The organism is Aeromonas sp. BIGb0445, assembly GCF_024809075.1.
GTDB lineage: Bacteria > Pseudomonadota > Gammaproteobacteria > Enterobacterales > Aeromonadaceae > Aeromonas > Aeromonas rivuli.
The window spans coordinates 21093-38211 of sequence record NZ_JANUES010000001.1; the positions used below are offsets into that span (position 1 = coordinate 21093).

Annotated in this window: 12 protein-coding genes; 6 read left to right on the top strand and 6 right to left on the bottom strand. The window is 60.5% G+C overall.

The window, feature by feature from the left end:
• Positions 1-29: 29 nt before the first annotated feature.
• Positions 30-2978 (bottom strand): HD domain-containing phosphohydrolase, encoded by a 2949-nt coding sequence (locus tag M2367_RS00110; RefSeq protein WP_259235444.1) that lies wholly within the window; start codon positions 2976-2978, stop codon positions 30-32.
• A gap of 145 nt (positions 2979-3123) precedes the next feature.
• On the opposite strand from M2367_RS00110, the gene M2367_RS00115 reads away from it, so the two are divergent.
• From M2367_RS00115 to M2367_RS00135, 5 genes are all read left to right on the top strand, one after another.
• Positions 3124-4107, top strand: coding sequence for an MsnO8 family LLM class oxidoreductase (locus tag M2367_RS00115; protein WP_259235445.1), 984 nt, complete (start codon positions 3124-3126; stop codon positions 4105-4107).
• A 607-nt stretch (positions 4108-4714) separates the two neighbouring features.
• Positions 4715-5911, top strand: a complete 1197-nt coding sequence (proV, locus tag M2367_RS00120) for a glycine betaine/L-proline ABC transporter ATP-binding protein ProV (RefSeq protein ID WP_042040954.1) — start codon at positions 4715-4717, stop codon at positions 5909-5911.
• Entirely contained in the window at positions 5908-7062 is a 1155-nt protein-coding gene (proW, locus tag M2367_RS00125; protein WP_259235446.1) for a glycine betaine/L-proline ABC transporter permease ProW, read from the top strand. The genes proV and proW overlap by 4 nt, the downstream gene beginning before the upstream one ends.
• A complete protein-coding gene (gene proX / locus M2367_RS00130) occupies positions 7059-8030 on the top strand; it encodes a glycine betaine/L-proline ABC transporter substrate-binding protein ProX (protein ID WP_224431166.1) in 972 nt (323 codons plus the stop codon). The genes proW and proX overlap by 4 nt, the downstream gene beginning before the upstream one ends.
• A 180-nt stretch (positions 8031-8210) precedes the next feature.
• The gene (locus M2367_RS00135) at positions 8211-8690 is read left to right on the top strand and encodes a 2TM domain-containing protein (protein ID WP_042040951.1); all 480 of its coding nucleotides are present in this window, start codon (positions 8211-8213) and stop codon (positions 8688-8690) included.
• 58 nt (positions 8691-8748) lie between these two features.
• Here the strand turns inward: M2367_RS00135 and M2367_RS00140 are convergent, their stop codons facing one another.
• From M2367_RS00140 to M2367_RS00150, 3 genes are read right to left on the bottom strand one after another with little or no spacing between them, the layout of a single operon-like run.
• On the bottom strand, positions 8749-9507 hold the full coding sequence (locus M2367_RS00140) for a phosphoadenylyl-sulfate reductase (RefSeq protein WP_224431165.1): 759 nt from the start codon (positions 9505-9507) through the stop codon (positions 8749-8751).
• A gap of 60 nt (positions 9508-9567) precedes the next feature.
• On the bottom strand, positions 9568-11292 hold the full coding sequence (cysI, locus tag M2367_RS00145) for an assimilatory sulfite reductase (NADPH) hemoprotein subunit (RefSeq protein WP_224431164.1): 1725 nt from the start codon (positions 11290-11292) through the stop codon (positions 9568-9570).
• Positions 11292-13079, bottom strand: a complete 1788-nt coding sequence (locus M2367_RS00150; protein ID WP_259235823.1) for an assimilatory sulfite reductase (NADPH) flavoprotein subunit — start codon at positions 13077-13079, stop codon at positions 11292-11294. The genes cysI and M2367_RS00150 overlap by 1 nt, the downstream gene beginning before the upstream one ends.
• A gap of 205 nt (positions 13080-13284) precedes the next feature.
• Between M2367_RS00150 and M2367_RS00155 the strand changes: the two genes are divergently transcribed.
• Positions 13285-14079 (top strand): PhzF family phenazine biosynthesis protein, encoded by a 795-nt coding sequence (locus M2367_RS00155; RefSeq protein ID WP_259235447.1) that lies wholly within the window; start codon positions 13285-13287, stop codon positions 14077-14079.
• 126 nt (positions 14080-14205) lie between these two features.
• On the opposite strand, the gene lysS is transcribed toward M2367_RS00155, so the two are convergent.
• Both lysS and prfB read right to left on the bottom strand, forming a co-directional pair.
• Positions 14206-15744, bottom strand: coding sequence for a lysine--tRNA ligase (gene lysS / locus M2367_RS00160; RefSeq protein ID WP_042040946.1), 1539 nt, complete (start codon positions 15742-15744; stop codon positions 14206-14208).
• A gap of 18 nt (positions 15745-15762) precedes the next feature.
• Positions 15763-16861, bottom strand: a protein-coding gene (prfB, locus tag M2367_RS00165; protein WP_157013917.1) for a peptide chain release factor 2 whose coding sequence is annotated in 2 segments (ribosomal slippage) — positions 15763-16785 and positions 16787-16861 — 1098 coding nt in all. Because the reading frame shifts where the segments join, the coding sequence is not laid out codon by codon here.
• Between the last annotated feature and the right edge of the window lie 258 nt (positions 16862-17119).

A 17119-nucleotide genomic window follows, 5' to 3' on the forward strand; every position in this document is an offset into this window, starting at 1 on the left:
CAGGGCGGATAGCCCGGCGACCTGTTGTGTCAGCCAGGGGGAGGGCGCTTGCTGGTCTGCCGGGAAGGCTTGAGATCCCGGGACCTGAGGAGCGAGGCCGGCTCACTCGGCCCCGGATTGGAGAAGGCGGCCAGATTGACCTGATCGCATTGCGCCTCGTCCAGGAAGCGCTGGCCATATTGTTGCCAGATACGGCTGCGCAGAAAGAGGGAGAAGAGATCCGGGTCAATGTGACCCTCATTGGCCATCTGGCTCATGATGGCGAGGGACTGGCTGAGACTCTTGCCTGACTTGTAGGGACGATCGCTCGCGGTCAGCGCCTCGAAGATGTCGGCGATGGCCATGATGCGGGCCGGTATGCTCATCTGCGCCCGGTTCAGCCCCCTCGGATAGCCGCTGCCATCGATCTTTTCGTGATGGCCACCCGCTATCTCTGGCACCTGTTTCAGGTGGCGGGGGAAGGGCAACCGCTCCAGCATCCTGATGGTCTGGATGATGTGTTCATTTATCTTGTAGCGCTCCTCCTCGCTCAGGGTGCCCCGTCGAATGCCGAGATTGTGGAGCTCGCCGCGATCATAGAGGCACTCGGGTACCTTCACCTTGAAGCCCCAGGGATTGTCAGCCTCCAGTCTATCGTGGTCGGGGCGGGGGATCCTGTGCTCGGGCTTGTCGGCCAGCAAGGATTCGCGGCAGGGCAGGGGAAGTGGGGCCCTGCCATGGCGTTTGAACTCCTCGACGCCAATGCCAAGCCGGTCATCCAGAGTGCGTAGCCAGCTGCGACTGGCAATCCGTTGCAACTGCTCGAGCCGCTCGGGTGCCATCCACTCACCGCCCTGATTGCACTCGGCCACGAAGGCAAACTCGGCATCGAGCTCTGCCCAGGCCGGGGCCACGGCCGTGCGGGCGAGGTTGCACTGCTGCTCTGACAGCTGTTCACTCAGGGCTGCGATGTGGGCATCGCGCTTGAGCACCTCGAAGCGGGTGCGGATCTCGTGGATGCGGTCGTAGAGGGTCTCCAGCTTGGTTGCCTTGTCGACCACGAACTCGGGGGTGGTCACCTTGCCACAGTCGTGCAGCCAGCTGGCGATGTGGATGGCTTCCCACTCCTGGGCATTGGGACGGAAATCGGCAAAGGGGCCATGGCGCTCTGCGCTCGCGGCTTCGGCCAGCAGCCGGGTCAGCTCGGGGACGCGCTGGCAGTGGCCGCCCGTGTAAGGGCTCTTGGCATCGATGGCGCCGGCGATGAGCTCGATGAAGGACTCCAATAACTGCTTTTGCTCCGCGAGCAGGCGCTGATTTTCGATGGCCGAGGCCGAGGTGCCGGCCAGTGCCTCGATCAGACTGATGCGAGCCGCCAGTTCATCAGGGGAGCAGGGGGGTAACAAGATCTGCAGACACCCGGTCACTTCCTGGTTGTGACTGAGCAAGGGTTCGGCTACCAGCTGTCCTGGGCCCGGATAATCCCCCCAGCCACTCAGATGGCGATGCCATATCCCGCTCTCCAGGGCCAGACTCACCCGCTCGCCCTGCAAGACGGGGCGCAGCAGGGGAGCACCATCGAACCGCTGCAGAAGTTGACCCTGCCAGAAGGCCCTGACGGGCCGCAACTGCCCGGACTCGACCAGATAGAGGGCTCCCCCGATGGCACCCGCTGCGGATATGGTCTCACTGAGCACCAATTTGAACAGTGTATCCATGTCGTGCTCGGCGCCAAGGGCTCTGCCCATGTTCATGAAATTGCCCAGGGTCAGGCGCATGCCTGACATGGTGCGGGAGAGATCCTCTATCTCCTGAATGGAGGAGTGGGTATGTTCCCCTTCGCTAAAGTCGAAATGCTGAATACGTTCGGCCTCTCGGGTCAGGGCGAGCAGAGGGGTGGCCGTGCGTCTGGCCGCAAACCAGATGATAGGCAGCATGAGCAACAAGGCCAGCAGGGCATTGCCGAGATTGTGCAAGGCCTGACGCTTGGCATCCGCAAACAGGCGTTCGCTACTGATGAGCAGCCCGAGGTAGTAGGACGATCCCTCTCCAACTGGAGAGAGGTTGACCTGCCACTCCCCCCGTTCTGGATCGTCGAGGGTCAGGGCGTGGCGGCCCTTGAGCAGTTCGGGTTCGGCGCTCAGCCGGCGCTGCAACAGGGTAAAGACGGGATCGCTCAGGGTCGAGATCTTGGGGAGAACTCGCAGTCTGTCGTAGCCGGGTAGTTGGGCCGGATCCGTGGCCAGCAGGGTGGCATGACGATCGAACAGTACCAGTTGGGTTCCCTCCTGCTGCATCTTGCCGATGAGTGCCGAGATGCGCTCGACACTGGCATCGATGCCGATCACCGCTTTGCGATCCTGGCTGGCCATCGCCAGTGTGATGCCTGGCTCCTTGGTGGTGAAAAAGAGATAGGGGGCTGTGCTGGTGATGCCATTGTGGTGAAGCGCCTGCTGATACCAGAGCCTGGCGCGGGGATCGAACTGGTAGTCGGGGATGGGCTGGCGGGCAATCAACTGCTGGCGGGCATCATAGTAGAGGTAGTCGCCTTGGCCTCTGGCGAGGCTCTGCACCAGAATGTTGCTGCCTTCTGGCAGTGAACCCAGCTGCGCCTTGACTCGCTCGGTCAGGGTTCGCACCAGAAAGAAGTCACCGTTGTCATAGCCGACATAGATGGCGCCATAACCGTGGTTGCTGGCCAGTACTTCGATGAGCTGGGGCAAAAATGTCAGTCGGGCCTCCAGATCGTCTGCCTGCATCAGTGAACCGGCCCTGAGTAGCTTGAGACTGGTTCGGGCGGGACGTTCGTTGAGCTGCAATGCGAGGGCCAACCGCTCCCTATATTGCTGAAAATTTTGATATTCGTGTGCCATGCCCTGAGCACGATGCTGTGCGAATTGCTGCAGTATCAAGAGGGCACCGAACAGACAGAACAGGCCGATAAACAGAGTGGCTATATGCACATAGAAAGGGCGGCGTTGTGAGCCGGATTGCCTCATGGTCCAGATCCTTGTGATGGCCACTCATCCATGGTTGGCCAGCAATGAGTGTGGCTCATGGCATCGAGATCGCCAGTGATGGATGATTGTGTCTCATTCAGAGCTAGTGATAGAGTGGGGGTTTTCTCATCCACAGGAGTGAGTCATGGGTGTTCCCTATTCGGTACTGGATCTGGTGCCTGTCCCCGTCGGTTCCCGCCCCGCCGATTCTTTCCGTCGCTCCCTTGAGTTGGCCCAGCAGGCCGAGGCTTGGGGTTATCACCGCTATTGGCTGGCCGAACATCACAACATGCCGGGGATCGCCAGTGCGGCCACCTCGGTGCTGATTGGTCATCTGGCTGCGGGTACCCATACCCTGCGCCTGGGCGCCGGTGGCATCATGTTGTCCAATCACTCTCCTCTGGTGATCGCCGAGCAGTTTGGCACCCTGGAATCCCTCTATCCGGGCAGGATCGATCTGGGTCTTGGCCGGGCACCAGGTTCGGATCAGCGCACCATGCAGGCCCTGCGCCGTCAGCGGATCGGTGAGGTGGATGATTTCCCCGCCGATGTGGCAGAGTTGATGGCCTATTTCGGTGATGAGCCGGGCCCGGTACGTGCCGTGCCGGGGCTGGGGCTCAAACTGCCGGTCTGGCTGCTCGGATCCAGCCTTTACAGCGCCCAGTTGGCGGCGGCCATGGGGTTGCCGTTCGGCTTTGCTTCCCATTTTGCCCCGGCGCTGTTGTCGCAAGCGCTGGAGATCTATCGCAGCCAGTACCGCCCCTCGGTGCGTTGGCCCAAGCCCTATGCCGTGGTCTGCGTCAATCTGATTGCCGCCGAGAGCACGGCCGAGGCCCGCTTTCTGCTGAGCACAGTACAGCAGCAGTTTTTGCGGCTCTATCGGGGAGATGCCGGGGAATTGCCGGCGCCGGTCGAGGAGCTGACCGGTTGGGCACCCCATGAGCTGGTGGCCATGGAGAAGACGCTGTCTCGCTCCCTGGTGGGTGATAAAGCGGCCATTCGTCATGGTATTCAGGCATTGCTGGCCGAAACTCGGGCCGATGAACTCATGTTCAATGGCCCCATTTTCGATCATCAGGCCCGCTTGCACTCCTTCGCCCTGGGTGCCGAGGTAATGCGCTCGCTCTGATGGCCCGCAAACCCGGTGTATATACACCGGGTTTTCACTCGCGATTGACAGACCTCCCCACCCTTTTTATTCCCTTCTGACCTTCTGACCTTCTGACCTTCTGACCTTAGGTCTCATTCTTGCCATCCACGGCACGTCATCCCATTGGTTTCGGCAATCATTCATATGTTCGACGTTTCTGGCATTTAGCGGCAACTTTGCCGATTTTTATCAATTTATCCTGATTTTCATCCCTTTTTCCTCCTGATTTTTTCTGCCCATTGCTGGCTCTGCCTGCTTCGGGGCGGCTGATCAGGCCCTCCTGTTGCAGTGGTGGAAAAGAGGCATCTGTTCCAGGAATTTGATGCTCTGAGGCTCAAGCATTAAATTTCGTTTAGAACATTAAATAATTTTATGGTCAAAAGCTTCTGGTTTGGTGCATCAACCTGACAATGGAAATTGTTGTTATCGTATTTTGTAGTTTAAAGTCAGTGGTTTAGTTGGTTGTTGTGGGTTTGTGGGTGTTATTTAGCCTTTAAATTCACTCAAAAATTGTTTAGTGTATAAAGTGAATTTCACCATGGCCATGCCATGGCGATGGAGTTTTAATCAATTAGAAAAGGGCAACATGACAGTCAAACTGGAAGTAAAGACCCTGTATAAAATCTTTGGAGAGCAACCTGACAAGGCGTTCAAGTTATTGGAAGAGGGTGATGATCGTGCCGGTATCTTGCAAAAGACTGGGCAGACCCTCGGTGTGCATGATGTGAATCTGCAGATCCATGAAGGAGAGATCTTCGTGGTGATGGGGTTGTCGGGATCTGGCAAATCCACCCTGGTACGCCTGCTCAACCGGCTGATAGAGCCGACCCGAGGACAGGTGTTGATCGATGGTGAAGACATCGCCGTCATCTCGGATGAGGCGTTGCGTCAGGTGCGCCGAAAGAAGATCAGCATGGTGTTCCAATCCTTCGCCTTGATGCCGCACCTGACGGTATTGGACAACGCCGCTTTTGGTCTGGAGCTGGCTGGGGTATCCCAGGACGATCGTCATCGCAGTGCCCGTCAGGCGCTGGCTCAGGTAGGTTTGGACAAGTGGGCGGACGCCTATCCTGACGCTCTGTCCGGTGGCATGAAGCAGCGGGTCGGCCTGGCCCGCGCCCTGGCCAATGACCCCGATATCCTGTTGATGGATGAGGCGTTTTCCGCGCTAGACCCCCTCATTCGCACCGAGATGCAGGACGAGTTGCTCAAGCTGCAAGCCAATCACCAGCGCACCATCGTCTTCATCTCCCACGATCTGGACGAGGCGATGCGCATCGGCGATCGCATCGCCATCATGCAGGATGGCCAGGTGATCCAGGTCGGCACCCCGGATGAGATCCTGAGTCAGCCAGCCAACGATTATGTGCGTGCCTTCTTTCGCGGCGTGGATCTCGCCAATGTGTTCAGCGCCCGTGACATCGCCAGCCGCAAACAGACCCCGCTCATCAAGAAACACATCACGGATGGCCCGGCCAACGCCCTGCGTCAGCTCAAGGAGCAGGAGCGGGAATTTGGTTATGTGATCGATCGCAGCCGACACTTCGTCGGTGTCGTCTCTCTCGATTCTCTGGCCTGTGCCGTGGCGAGCAAGGGTAGCCTGGATCAGGCCCTGCTCGAGGAGGTGAGCCCCTTGCTGGCGGATACCCCCTTGCATGAACTGATCAGTCAGGTGGCAGCCGCACCCTGTCAGGTGCCGGTGATCGAAGAGGATGGTACTTATCTGGGGCTTATCTCCAAGGCCAATCTGCTCAATACCCTGGACAGGAGTACCCCGGCATGAAGCATCTGTTATCCCTCTGCCTGGCGACCCTGTTGCTGGCCGCACACCCAGCCTGGGCCGACGAAGCCCCTGGCGCTGCTCCGGACCCCTGGGCCGAAACCCCGACGACGCAAGCCGAGGCGGATCCCTGGGGCAGCACTACCCAGACCGCGGTCGCCAGCAACGACTGGCAGAACCAGATAACCGTGGCGGATGAAAAACCGGCGCTGGATCTGCTGGATCCTTTCCAGCAGGCCTGGTTGCCCCTCGATGTCTGGGTTGAAGAGGGGATCGGTGTCCTGGTGACCCACTTCAGACCCCTGTTCCAGGTGATTCGTGCACCGGTCGAGGTGACCCTCAACGCCTTGACCCAGGCGCTGCAGAGCGTGCCTTCCGCCCTGATGGTGGGCCTCTTGACCCTGATCGCCTGGCAGCTGGTCAGTGGGCGCATGGCACTTGGCACCCTGGGTTCCCTCATCGGGATTGGCCTCATCGGGGCCTGGTCCGATGCCATGGTCACCCTGGCCCTGGTGATGACCTCCCTGCTGTTTTGCATGTTGATCGGTCTGCCTGCCGGCATCTTGCTGGCCCGTAGCGAGCGGGCCACCGCCTGGACCCGGCCCCTGCTCGATGCCATGCAGACCACGCCAGCCTTCGTCTACCTGATCCCCATCGTCATGCTGTTTGGCATAGGCAACGTGCCAGGGGTGGTGGTGACCATCATTTTCGCCCTGCCACCCATGATCCGGCTGACCATACTCGGCATTCGCCAGGTACCGGCGGATCTCATCGAGGCGGGTCACTCATTTGGTGCCAGCCCACGGCAACTGCTGTTCAAGGTACAACTGCCGCTGGCCATGCCGACCATCATGGCCGGGGTCAACCAGTCGCTGATGCTCTCCCTCTCCATGGTGGTGATCGCCTCCATGATTGCGGTGGGCGGGCTGGGCCAGATGGTCCTGCGCGGCATAGGCCGTCTCGACATGGGCATGGCCTCGGTCGGCGGGCTCGGCATAGTGCTGCTGGCCATAGTGCTCGACCGTCTCACCCAGGCCATGGGCCAATCCAGCGCCGAGCGTACCGGTCGCTGGTATCAGCGAGGCCCCGTCGGCCTGCTGCTCGCCCCGTTCGGGCGCCATCATCAGAATCACACCAAAGGAGAAATACTATGAGAGCCATCACCAAGGGATTGACCCTGGCAAGCCTGTTACTGAGCACCACCGCCATGGCCAGCGTCCCGGTGCAACCCATTCAGAGCAGCGTACCGGAGGAGGCATTTCAGACCCTGCTGGTGAGCAAGCTGCTCGGCGAGCTTGGCTATGACGTCAAACCCGCCAAAGAGGCGGATTACAACGTGGGCTATGCCTCGGTCGCCAGCGGCGATGCGACCTTCCTCGCGTTCAACTGGGATCCGCTGCACAAGGACAAATACGAAAAAGCGGGCGGTGACACCAAGTTCTATCGTGAAGGCACCTATGTGACGGGGGCGGCCCAGGGCTACCTCATCGACAAGTTGACCGCCGACAAGTACGGCATCACCAATATCGCGCAACTGAAGGATCCCAAGCTGGCGGCCCTGTTTGACAGTGACGGCGATGGCAAGGCCGACTTGGCCGGTTGCAATCCGGGTTGGGGCTGTGAGGGGGTGATCAATCATCAACTCAAGGCGTTTGACCTGGACAAGACGGTGACTCACCAGCAGGGCAACTATGCGGCCATCATTGCCGACACCATTACCCGCTACAAGGAGCACAAGCCGGTGTTCTATTACACCTGGACCCCATACTGGGTCAGTGGCGATCTGATCCCGGGCAAGGATGTGGTCTGGCTGGAAGTGCCCTTCACCGCGCTGCCGGATGGCCGCGATGGCGACACCAAGCTGGCCAATGGCAAGAACTATGGTTTCGAGATGAACACCATGCACATAGTGGCCAACCGCGTCTTCGCCGAGGCCAATCCGTCGGCAGCCAAACTGTTTGACGAGATGAAGTTGCCCATCAACGACATCAACGTCCAGAACAGCCTGATGAAGCAGGGTCAGAACAAGCCCGCCGACATAGAGCGGCACGCCGATGCCTGGATCAAGGGGCATGATAGCCTGGTCAAGCAGTGGCTGACGGAGGCTCGCGCCGCCAAATAGGTGTCAGCAGTCTGTCATCCGATCACGCCCGGCTCTTGAGCCGGGCGTTTTTATTTGTGCAGCTTATTCTATAAGATGTTGATCTAAAAAGGCTGTCGCGCAGATGTCGGGTCGCTGTCGTCAAGGATTACTGCCAGGCCGGGTACGCTTGCTCTCGTCAATACCACAAGGAGTTCATCGATGATTGTCAGGAAGTTGAGATTGCAGCGCGGCTGGTCACAGGATCAATTGGCTACCATGTCGGGGCTGAGTGTCCGCACAGTGCAACGGATAGAGCGGGGGCAGGCCCCCGGCCTCGAATCCCTCAAGGCCCTGGCCGCCGTCTTCGAACTCGATATCAGTCAACTGCAGGAGAGCGAGATGAGGGAAACAAGCATGGAGACGGGATCCGGGGTGTCGCTGGAAGAGCGCGAGGCGATGAAGTTTGTCGAGGATCTCAAGGGATTCTACGGCCACCTCATCAGCTATGGGCTGGTGATCAGCCTGCTGTGGGTCATCAATCTGGTGACCAGCCCGGGGCATATCTGGGCCTGGTGGCCCATGCTGGGCTGGGGCATAGGTCTGACGGCTCACGCCTTCAATCTGTTCAAGCTGCCCAAGTGGCTCGGCCCCGACTGGGAGCGGCGCCAGATAGAGAAGCGACTCGGCCGCAAGTTGTGAGCCGAATATGAAGAGGCCCGGTATGATCCGGGCCTTTTTTCATGGGGTAAACCGGTGCTCAGATCCCGGAGCCGTCGTTCTCGCCGCTCTCTTCGTGCAGGCCGCATTCTCGCTTGAGTCCGAAGAAGCGGGTCTGCTCCTCGCTCATGCCCGGCTCCCACTTGGCGGTGGTGTGGACATCGCCCACCGAGAGATAGCCCTGCTCCCACAGGGGGTGGTAGGGCAGGTCGAACTCCTTGAAGTAATAGAAGACGTCCTTGTTGCTCCAGTCGATCACCGGCAGGAACTTGAAACGGCCGCGCTGGATGGCCAGCACCGGCAAGTTGCCACGGCTGTCGGACTGCTCCCGGCGCAGACCGGAGAACCAGGTTTGCGCGCCGAGATCCCGCAGCGCCCTGTCCATGGGCTCGACCTTGTTGAGCTGGTTGTAGCGGGTGATCCCCTCGACCCCTTGCTCCCACAGCAGGCCGAAACGGGCCTCCTGCCAGGCAGGGGACAGCTCGGAGCGGTAGATCTTGAGATTGAGCTTGAGCCGTTCGCTCAGTTCGTCGATGAAGCGATAGGTCTCGGGGAAGAGGTAGCCGGTATCGGTCAGCACCACGGGCACGTCACCTTGCTCGCGACTCACCAGGTGCAGCATCAATGCGGCCTGAATGCCGAAGCTGGAAGAGAGGATGTGCTGTCCTGGCAGATTGGCCAGGGCCCAGCGCACCCGCTCGGGGGCGCTCATGGCCTCCAGCTCACGGTTGTGGGGGGCGAGGGCGGCGACCTGCTCCTCTTTGGAGAGGTTGAGCAATAGGGTCAGATCCAGTGTCATCTCAGTGTCTCGCTCTGTGAAGAAAAGCGGGCGCCGCGGCAATGCGGGGCGCCCTTGGGGTCAGGCTGCGTAGAAGTCCACGGCCGAGTTGACCACGGGGGCGACGATGGCGGCGCGGATCACGAAGTCACCGAAGCATTCACCCGGGTTGCGCTCCTTGGCCCAGCGGCCGATCAGGGCATCCAGTTCGGCCAGGATCTGCGGCTCAGTGATGTTCTCCTGATACATGCGCGGGATCCGGGTCCCTTCCAGATTGCCGCCCAGGTAGAGGTTGTAGCGACCGGGGGCCTTGCCCACCAGTCCCACCTCCGCCAGCATGGCGCGCCCGCAACCATTCGGGCAGCCGGTGACCCGGAAGATGATGGCGTCATCGGCCAGGCCGTGCTTGCCGAGCAAGGCTTCGATGTCGGTGACGAAGGCGGGCAGCATGCGTTCGGCTTCCGCCATCGCCAGCGGGCAGGTGGGCAGGGCCACACAGGCCATGGATTGCTTGCGCTGCTCGCTCACCCCATCGTCCAGCAGGCCGTATTGGCGAGCCAGGGCTTCGATCCGTGACTTCTCGCTGGCAGGTACGCCGGCGATGATCAGGTTCTGGTTGGCGGTCAGGCGGAAATCCCCCTGATGCACGCGGGAAATCTCCAGCATCCCGGTCTTGAGCGGCTTGCCTGGGAAGTCCAGCAGGCGGCCATTCTCGATAAAGAGGGTCAGGTGGTGCTTGCCGTCTATGCCCTCAACCCAACCGAAGCGATCCCCACGGCTGGTGAACTCATAGGGGCGACTGTCGGCGAAGGTGATGCCGGCGCGGCGCTCCACCTCGGCCTTGAACGCCGCCACGCCCACTCGTTCGAGGGTGTATTTGGTCTTGGCGTTCTTGCGGTTGACTCTGTTGCCCCAGTCGCGCTGGGTGCTGACCACGGCGGCCGCCACCTCCAGCACGTGGGAGAGCGGGATAAAGCCGAAGTCGCTCGCCTTGCGTGGATAGGTGCTGGTGTCGCCGTGGGTCATGGCCAGTCCGCCACCGACCAGCACGTTGAAGCCCACCAGCTTGCCGCCTTCGGCAATGGCCACGAAGTTGAGATCGTTGGCGTGCACATCGATGTCGTTGTGGGGCGGGATCACCACTGTGGTCTTGAACTTGCGCGGCAGATAGTTGGAGCCGAGGATGGGTTCCTCATCGTCGCCGAGCTTCTCGCCATCGAGCCAGATCTCCACATAGGCGCGGGTCTTGGGCAGCAGGTGCTCGGAGATCTGCTTGGCCCACTCGTAGGCCTCCTGGTGCAGCTCGGATTCGACCGGGTTGCTGGTGCAGAGCACGTTGCGGTTCACATCCCCGGCGGTGGCGATGGAGTCGATGCCGGTGCTGTTGAGGGTCTGGTGCATCAGCTTGATGTCGCGCTTGAGCACCCCGTGGAACTGGAAGGTCTGACGGGTGGTGAGGCGAATGCTGCCATACAGGCTGTGATCTTCGGCGAACTTGTCGATCACCTGCCACTGGGCCGGGGTGATGATGCCACCGGGCAGACGGGCGCGCAGCATGACGTTGTGCAGGGGCTCAAGCTTCTGGGCGGTGCGTTCCGGACGAATGTCGCGGTCATCTTGCTGGTACATGCCATGGAAGCGGATCAGCTGGAAGTTGTCGCCGTTGAAGCCGCCGGTCAGGGGATCCTGCAAATCCTGCTCTATGGTGCCGCGCAGGAAGTTGCTCTCGCGCTTGAGCCGCTCGTTGTCGGACAGCGGCCCTGCAACCGGCCCCGCTTCTTGTGTTGAGATTGTTTGCTTGCTCATCAGTAGACATCCCTTTGGTAACGTTTGGCACGACGCAATTCGCTCAAATACTCTTCTGCTTCTTCACGGCTCTTGTGGCCATGTTGGGCAATCACATCCAGCAGGGCTTCCTGCACATCCTTGGCCATGTGGTTGGCGTCGCCACACACATAGAAGTGGGCACCCGCCTCAAGCCAGGAGAACAACTCTGCACCCTGTTCACGCAATCTGTCTTGCACATAAATCTTGCTGGCCTGATCCCGGCTGAAAGCCAGGGAGATGTTCGACAGCAGGCCGCTCTTCACATAACGCTGCCACTCCAGCTGATAGAGGAAATCCTGGGTGAAGTGGGGGTTGCCGAAGAAGAGCCAGTTTTTACCCGAGGCTCCGATGGCATCACGCTCTTGCAAGAAGGCGCGGAACGGCGCTATGCCGGTGCCCGGGCCCACCATGATGACGGGGGTGGCGGGGTTGGCTGGCAGGCGGAAGTTGTCGTTGTGCTCAACGAAGACCCGCACCTCGGCATCCTCATCCAGCCGATCGGCCAGATAGGAGGAGGCGGCGCCACTGCGCAGGGTGCCATCTTGCTGGGGATAACGGACCACGGCGACGGTGAGGTGCACCTCCTCCTCGACTTCGCTCATGGCGGAGGCGATGGAGTAGAGGCGAGGGGTCAGCGGACGCAGCAGGCCGACCAGCTGTTCCACGCTCAAGGGCGTCGGGAAGCGCTTGAGCACATCGACGACCTGGGCGCTGGCGACCAGGGCGTTGAGCTGAGTCTTGTCACCGGCGATGTCGTGCAGTGCCGCATCGTTGGAGATGGCGGCCAGACCCGTGATAAAGCCGCCATGCAAGCGGGTCAGCTCGAAGTGGCGAGTGAGGGCCGCACGCAGGCTGCCCTGCTCGGTCGACTCCTCGCCGGACAGGCTGGCCAGGGCCAGCAGTTCGTCCACCAGCGCGGCCTCGTTATCGAACCAGACGCCGAGGGCATCACCGGGTTGATAAGTGATGCCGGACTCTTCGAGGCTTATCTCGATGTGGCGGATATCCTTGGTCGAATCACGGCCGGTGACCTTCTGATTCACAGACAGCCGGGCCGGGAAGGGGTTGGCTTTATCATATTGACTGTGACCGACTGCGCTCTTGACGGCACCGGCCACCGAGCCGACCGGCCCCGCATTCAGGGTCGCGGCGACGGCCGCCAGCGCCTGTTCTGTCCAGGCCTTGGCACCCGCTTCGTAGTCCACATCCAGACCGGCCAGGGGCGCGATACGTTCAGCCCCGGCTTGAGCCAGCCAGCCATCGAAATCCTGGCCGGTCTTGCAGAAGAACTCATAGGAGCTGTCTCCCAGCCCCAGTACGGCAAACTTGACGCCATCGAGCTTGCCGAGCTTGCCCTTCTTGAGCTGCTCGTGGAGATCGACCGCGGGCTCGGGCGGCTCGCCCTCGCCATAGGTGCTGACGACGATCAGCAGGTGGCTCTCTTTCTTGAGCTGCTTGGGCTTGTAGTCGGCCATGGAGATCAGCGTGGTGGGTAATCCCTGTGCCTGGGCCTGTTTCTCGATGGCACTGGCCACCCCTTTGGCATTGCCGGTCTGGGAGCCGTACAAGATAGTCAGGCTGCCACCGGCGCTGGCGGGCAGGACAGGCGCCGCACTGACAGCGCCACCGGCCTGGACCAGACCATAGAGATAACCGCTGACCCAGGTCAGCTGCTGGCTGTTGAGCGTGCCCAGGGCCTGGGTTAGCTGGCGCTGCTGCTCATCGGAGAGGGGAGTTATGTTGGTCAAAGAGTCCGTCAATTGCATCACACAGGTCTTCCATGGTCTGAATTTTGGTCAGATTAAGGGTTGGCATGAATAACAACAAAGAATAAAAATGTCTTTTTTATTCGATTGAGGCATTAAAAAGTGTGAAATCTCCCTTGCAGATCCCTGCCCACAGGAAGGCATGTCTGGGGGAGGGCGATCTTTGTTAGAGTCAGTGCCTTCCATCTGTCTGCCTGGAGCCCCGATGATCCGTCTGTTTCACGTCAATGCTTTCGCCCATGCCCCTTTCACCGGCAACCCCGCCATGGTGGTGCTGAGTCAGGGACTCGATGAAGCCACCATGCAGCGCATGGCCGCCGAGTTCTGCCTCTCCGAGACCGCCTTCCTGGAGGCCATCACAGGGGATCACTATCGACTGCGCTGGTTCACGCCGCAGCTTGAAGTGGATTTGTGCGGCCACGGCACCCTGGCGGCGGCTCATGTGATCTGGGCGCTGGGTTTGGCTCTCCCTGCCCAGTCACTGCGCTTCGATACCCGCAGTGGCTTGCTGACGGCGGTGCAGGCGGAGGGGGGGATCCGGCTCGATTTCCCTGCCATCGCGATGGCGCCGCTGACGCTGGACGCCGCTTACGGTCAGGCGCTCGGGGTCAACCCTCGTCACTGCCTGGCCGCAGGGGCCAAATTTGTACTGGAGTTGGATAGTGAGGCCGAGGTGCGTGCCATCAAAGCCGATTTTCAGGCCCTGCGCGCCCTGCCGGGACGGGGACTCATCGTCACCGCCCCCGGGGAGGATCCGGCGATAGATTTCGTGTCTCGCTACTTTGCCCCCTGGGTCGGGGTGGAGGAAGATCCGGTCACCGGCTCCAACCACTGCGCCCTGGCGCCCTTCTGGGGCAAGCGTCTGGGCAAAACGGAGCTCAGGGCCTATCAGGCTTCAGGGCGGGGTGGTGAGTTGTTACTGCGGCTGGCAGGTGACAGGGTGCAGATGACGGGGCGGGCGCTGATCCTGAGCCGGGGTGAGTGGTTGCTGCCAGTGTGACAAGCCTCAGTGGCTGAGCAAGAGATAGGCTGAGCAAGAGATAGGCTGATCCAACCCATAAAAAACGCCCCGCAGTTGCGGGGCGTTTCGTTGCGCTCAAGGGGCAGGTCAAGCCTGCCAGAGTGCTTATTTCTGTTGCGGGCGCAGGGCCGGGAACAGGATGACGTCGCGGATGGTGTGGCTGTTGGTGAACAGCATTACCAGGCGGTCGATACCTATGCCCTGACCGGCGGTGGGCGGCAGGCCGTGTTCCAGCGCGGTCACGAAGTCGGCGTCGTAGAACATGGCTTCGTCATCACCCGCTTCTTTCTGGTTCACCTGATCCTGGAAGCGCTTGGCTTGATCTTCCGCATCGTTGAGCTCGGAGAAGCCGTTGGCCAGCTCGCGGCCACCGATGAAGAACTCGAAGCGGTCGGTCACGTCCGGGTTGGCGTCGTTGCGACGGGCCAGCGGGGAGACAGCCGCCGGGTATTCGGTGATGAAGGTCGGTTGCAGCAGCATGTGTTCCACCGTCTCTTCGAAGATGGCGGTGATCACGTGGCCCAGCTCCCAGCCCTTCATCAGCTCGATGTGCAGACGCTTGGCGACGGCCTTGGCGCTCTCCAGGGTGGCGAGATCTTCCAGGGTGACGCCCTCGGCGTACTTCAGGATGGAGTCCACCATGGTGAGGCGCTGGAACGGCTGACCGAAATCGATGGTCAGGCCCTCTTCACCCTCTTTGGCGTAACGGATCTGGGTGTCACCCAGGATGTCCTGGGCCAGGGTGCGCAGCAGCTCCTCGGTCAGGTCCATCAGATCGATGTAGTCGGCATAGGCCATGTAGAACTCGATCATGGTGAACTCGGGGTTGTGACGCACCGAGATCCCTTCGTTACGGAAGTTGCGGTTGATCTCGTAGACGCGCTCGAAACCACCGACCACCAGCCGCTTCAGATAGAGCTCGGGGGCGATACGCAGGTACATGTCGATGTCCAGCGCGTTGTGGTGGGTGACGAACGGACGCGCGGAGGCACCACCCGGGATGACCTGCATCATGGGGGTTTCCACTTCCATGAAGCGCTTCTCATTGAAGAACTTGCGGATGCCGGAGACCACCTGGGTGCGGATCATGAAGGTCTTGCGGGACTCTTCGTTGGCGATCAGATCCAGATAACGCTGGCGGCAGCGCGCCTCCTGATCGGTCAGGCCCTTGTGCTTCTCTGGCAGCGGACGCAGTGCCTTGGTCAGCAGACGGATGGTGGAGACATGCACCGACAACTCGCCAGTCTGGGTCTTGAACAGGGTGCCTTCCACGCCGACGATGTCGCCCAGATCCCACTTCTTGAACTGTTCGTTGTAGAAGCCTTCCGGCAGATCGTCACGGGTCACGTAGATCTGGATCTTGCCCGCCATATCTTGCAGGGTGGCGAAGGAGGCCTTGCCCATGATGCGGCGGGTCATGATGCGACCGGCGATCGATACCCGTTTACCCAGGGCAGTCAGCTCATCGCTGCTCTTGTCGTCGAATTCGGCGTGCAGATCACCGGAGAGGCTGTCACGACGAAAATCGTTGGGGAAGGGGTTGCCCTGGGCGCGCAGGGCGGCCAGCTTGGAGCGACGCTCGGTCATCTCGTTGTTCAGTTCGAGCTGGTTCTCGACTGCCGGAGTGGTGCTTTGTTCAGACATGGTGATTCCTGCTGCGTGTTACAGACCTGATTTCAGGCTGGCTTCGATAAACTTGTCCAGGTCGCCGTCGAGCACCGCTTGGGTGTTACGGGTCTCGACGCCGGTGCGCAGATCCTTGATACGAGCATCATCGAGCACGTAAGAGCGGATCTGGCTGCCCCAGCCGATGTCGGACTTGGTCTCTTCCAGGGCTTGTTTCTCGGCATTCTGCTTCTGAATTTCCAGCTCGTAGAGCTTGGCCTTCAGCTGCTTCATACACTGATCTTTGTTCTTGTGCTGGGAACGGTCGTTCTGGCACTGCACCACCACCCCGGTCGGGATGTGGGTGATCCGCACCGCAGACTCGGTCCGGTTGACGTGCTGACCACCGGCGCCCGAGGCGCGATAGACGTCGATGCGCAGGTCGGCCGGGTTGATGTCGATCTCGATGTCGTCATCGATCTCCGGGTAGACGAACACCGAACAGAAGGAGGTGTGGCGGCGGCCACCGGAGTCGAACGGCGATTTACGGACCAGACGGTGCACGCCGGTCTCGGTGCGCAGCCAGCCGAAGGCGTACTCGCCGGTGAACTTGACGGTGGCGGACTTGATGCCGGCCACGTCGCCGTCAGAGAGCTCGATCAGCTCCGGCTTGTAGCCGTGGGCGTCGCCCCAGCGCAGGTACATGCGCAGCACCATGTTGGCCCAGTCCTGGGCCTCGGTACCGCCCGAGCCGGACTGGATGTCGATGTAGCAGTCGGAGCCGTCGTGCTGACCGGAGAACATGCGGCGGAACTCGAGATCCACCAGCTTGGCTTCCAGCACATCCGCTTCGGCCACGGCTTCGTTGAAGGTCTCTTCATCTTCCCCTTCGACGGCCAGGCTGACCAGCATCTCGACGTCCTCAGCACCTTGTGTCAAGACGTCTATGGTAGTGACCACGTTTTCGAGCGACACGCGCTCCTTGCCCAGCGCCTGTGCGCGCTCTGGTTCATTCCAGACGTCGGGCTGTTCCAGCTCGGCGTTGACCTCTTCTAGACGCTCTTTCTTGGCGTCATAGTCAAAGGTACCCCCTAAGAAGCTCGGTCCTCTCAGACAGCTCCTTAAGCTTGTTTAATACAGGATTGACTTCAAACATCGTGAAAACTCTCGGGGTCGATGTGATTTAAAAACGGGATATTCTAGCCAATTGTGGAAGGAATAAACAGGGTTGCCCGCCCCTCGTGGGACTTGATGGGGCAATTAGTGGTGCATTTTTGCCCATGGGGGTGAAAAATTTAGCGGTACAGGCAGATAAAGGTTCAGATTTTCCCCAGCGCGCCGCTATTAACGTCTGCAAGACAAAGATGTCGACGGCATTAATGGGCACTCTCTCTTCCTGACATAAGAAGCACAC

What these genes read in the sequence shown, in the direction of transcription:
- M2367_RS00110 (WP_259235444.1), bottom strand. Translation starts at nt 2,978, where the DNA reads ATGAGGCAATCCGGCTCACAACGCCGCCCTTTCTATGTGCATATAGCC.
- M2367_RS00115 (WP_259235445.1), top strand. Translation starts at nt 3,124, where the DNA reads ATGGGTGTTCCCTATTCGGTACTGGATCTGGTGCCTGTCCCCGTCGGT.
- proV (WP_042040954.1), top strand. Translation starts at nt 4,715, where the DNA reads ATGACAGTCAAACTGGAAGTAAAGACCCTGTATAAAATCTTTGGAGAG.
- proW (WP_259235446.1), top strand. Translation starts at nt 5,908, where the DNA reads ATGAAGCATCTGTTATCCCTCTGCCTGGCGACCCTGTTGCTGGCCGCA.
- proX (WP_224431166.1), top strand. Translation starts at nt 7,059, where the DNA reads ATGAGAGCCATCACCAAGGGATTGACCCTGGCAAGCCTGTTACTGAGC.
- M2367_RS00135 (WP_042040951.1), top strand. Translation starts at nt 8,211, where the DNA reads ATGATTGTCAGGAAGTTGAGATTGCAGCGCGGCTGGTCACAGGATCAA.
- M2367_RS00140 (WP_224431165.1), bottom strand. Translation starts at nt 9,507, where the DNA reads ATGACACTGGATCTGACCCTATTGCTCAACCTCTCCAAAGAGGAGCAG.
- cysI (WP_224431164.1), bottom strand. Translation starts at nt 11,292, where the DNA reads ATGAGCAAGCAAACAATCTCAACACAAGAAGCGGGGCCGGTTGCAGGG.
- M2367_RS00150 (WP_259235823.1), bottom strand. Translation starts at nt 13,079, where the DNA reads ATGCAATTGACGGACTCTTTGACCAACATAACTCCCCTCTCCGATGAG.
- M2367_RS00155 (WP_259235447.1), top strand. Translation starts at nt 13,285, where the DNA reads ATGATCCGTCTGTTTCACGTCAATGCTTTCGCCCATGCCCCTTTCACC.
- lysS (WP_042040946.1), bottom strand. Translation starts at nt 15,744, where the DNA reads ATGTCTGAACAAAGCACCACTCCGGCAGTCGAGAACCAGCTCGAACTG.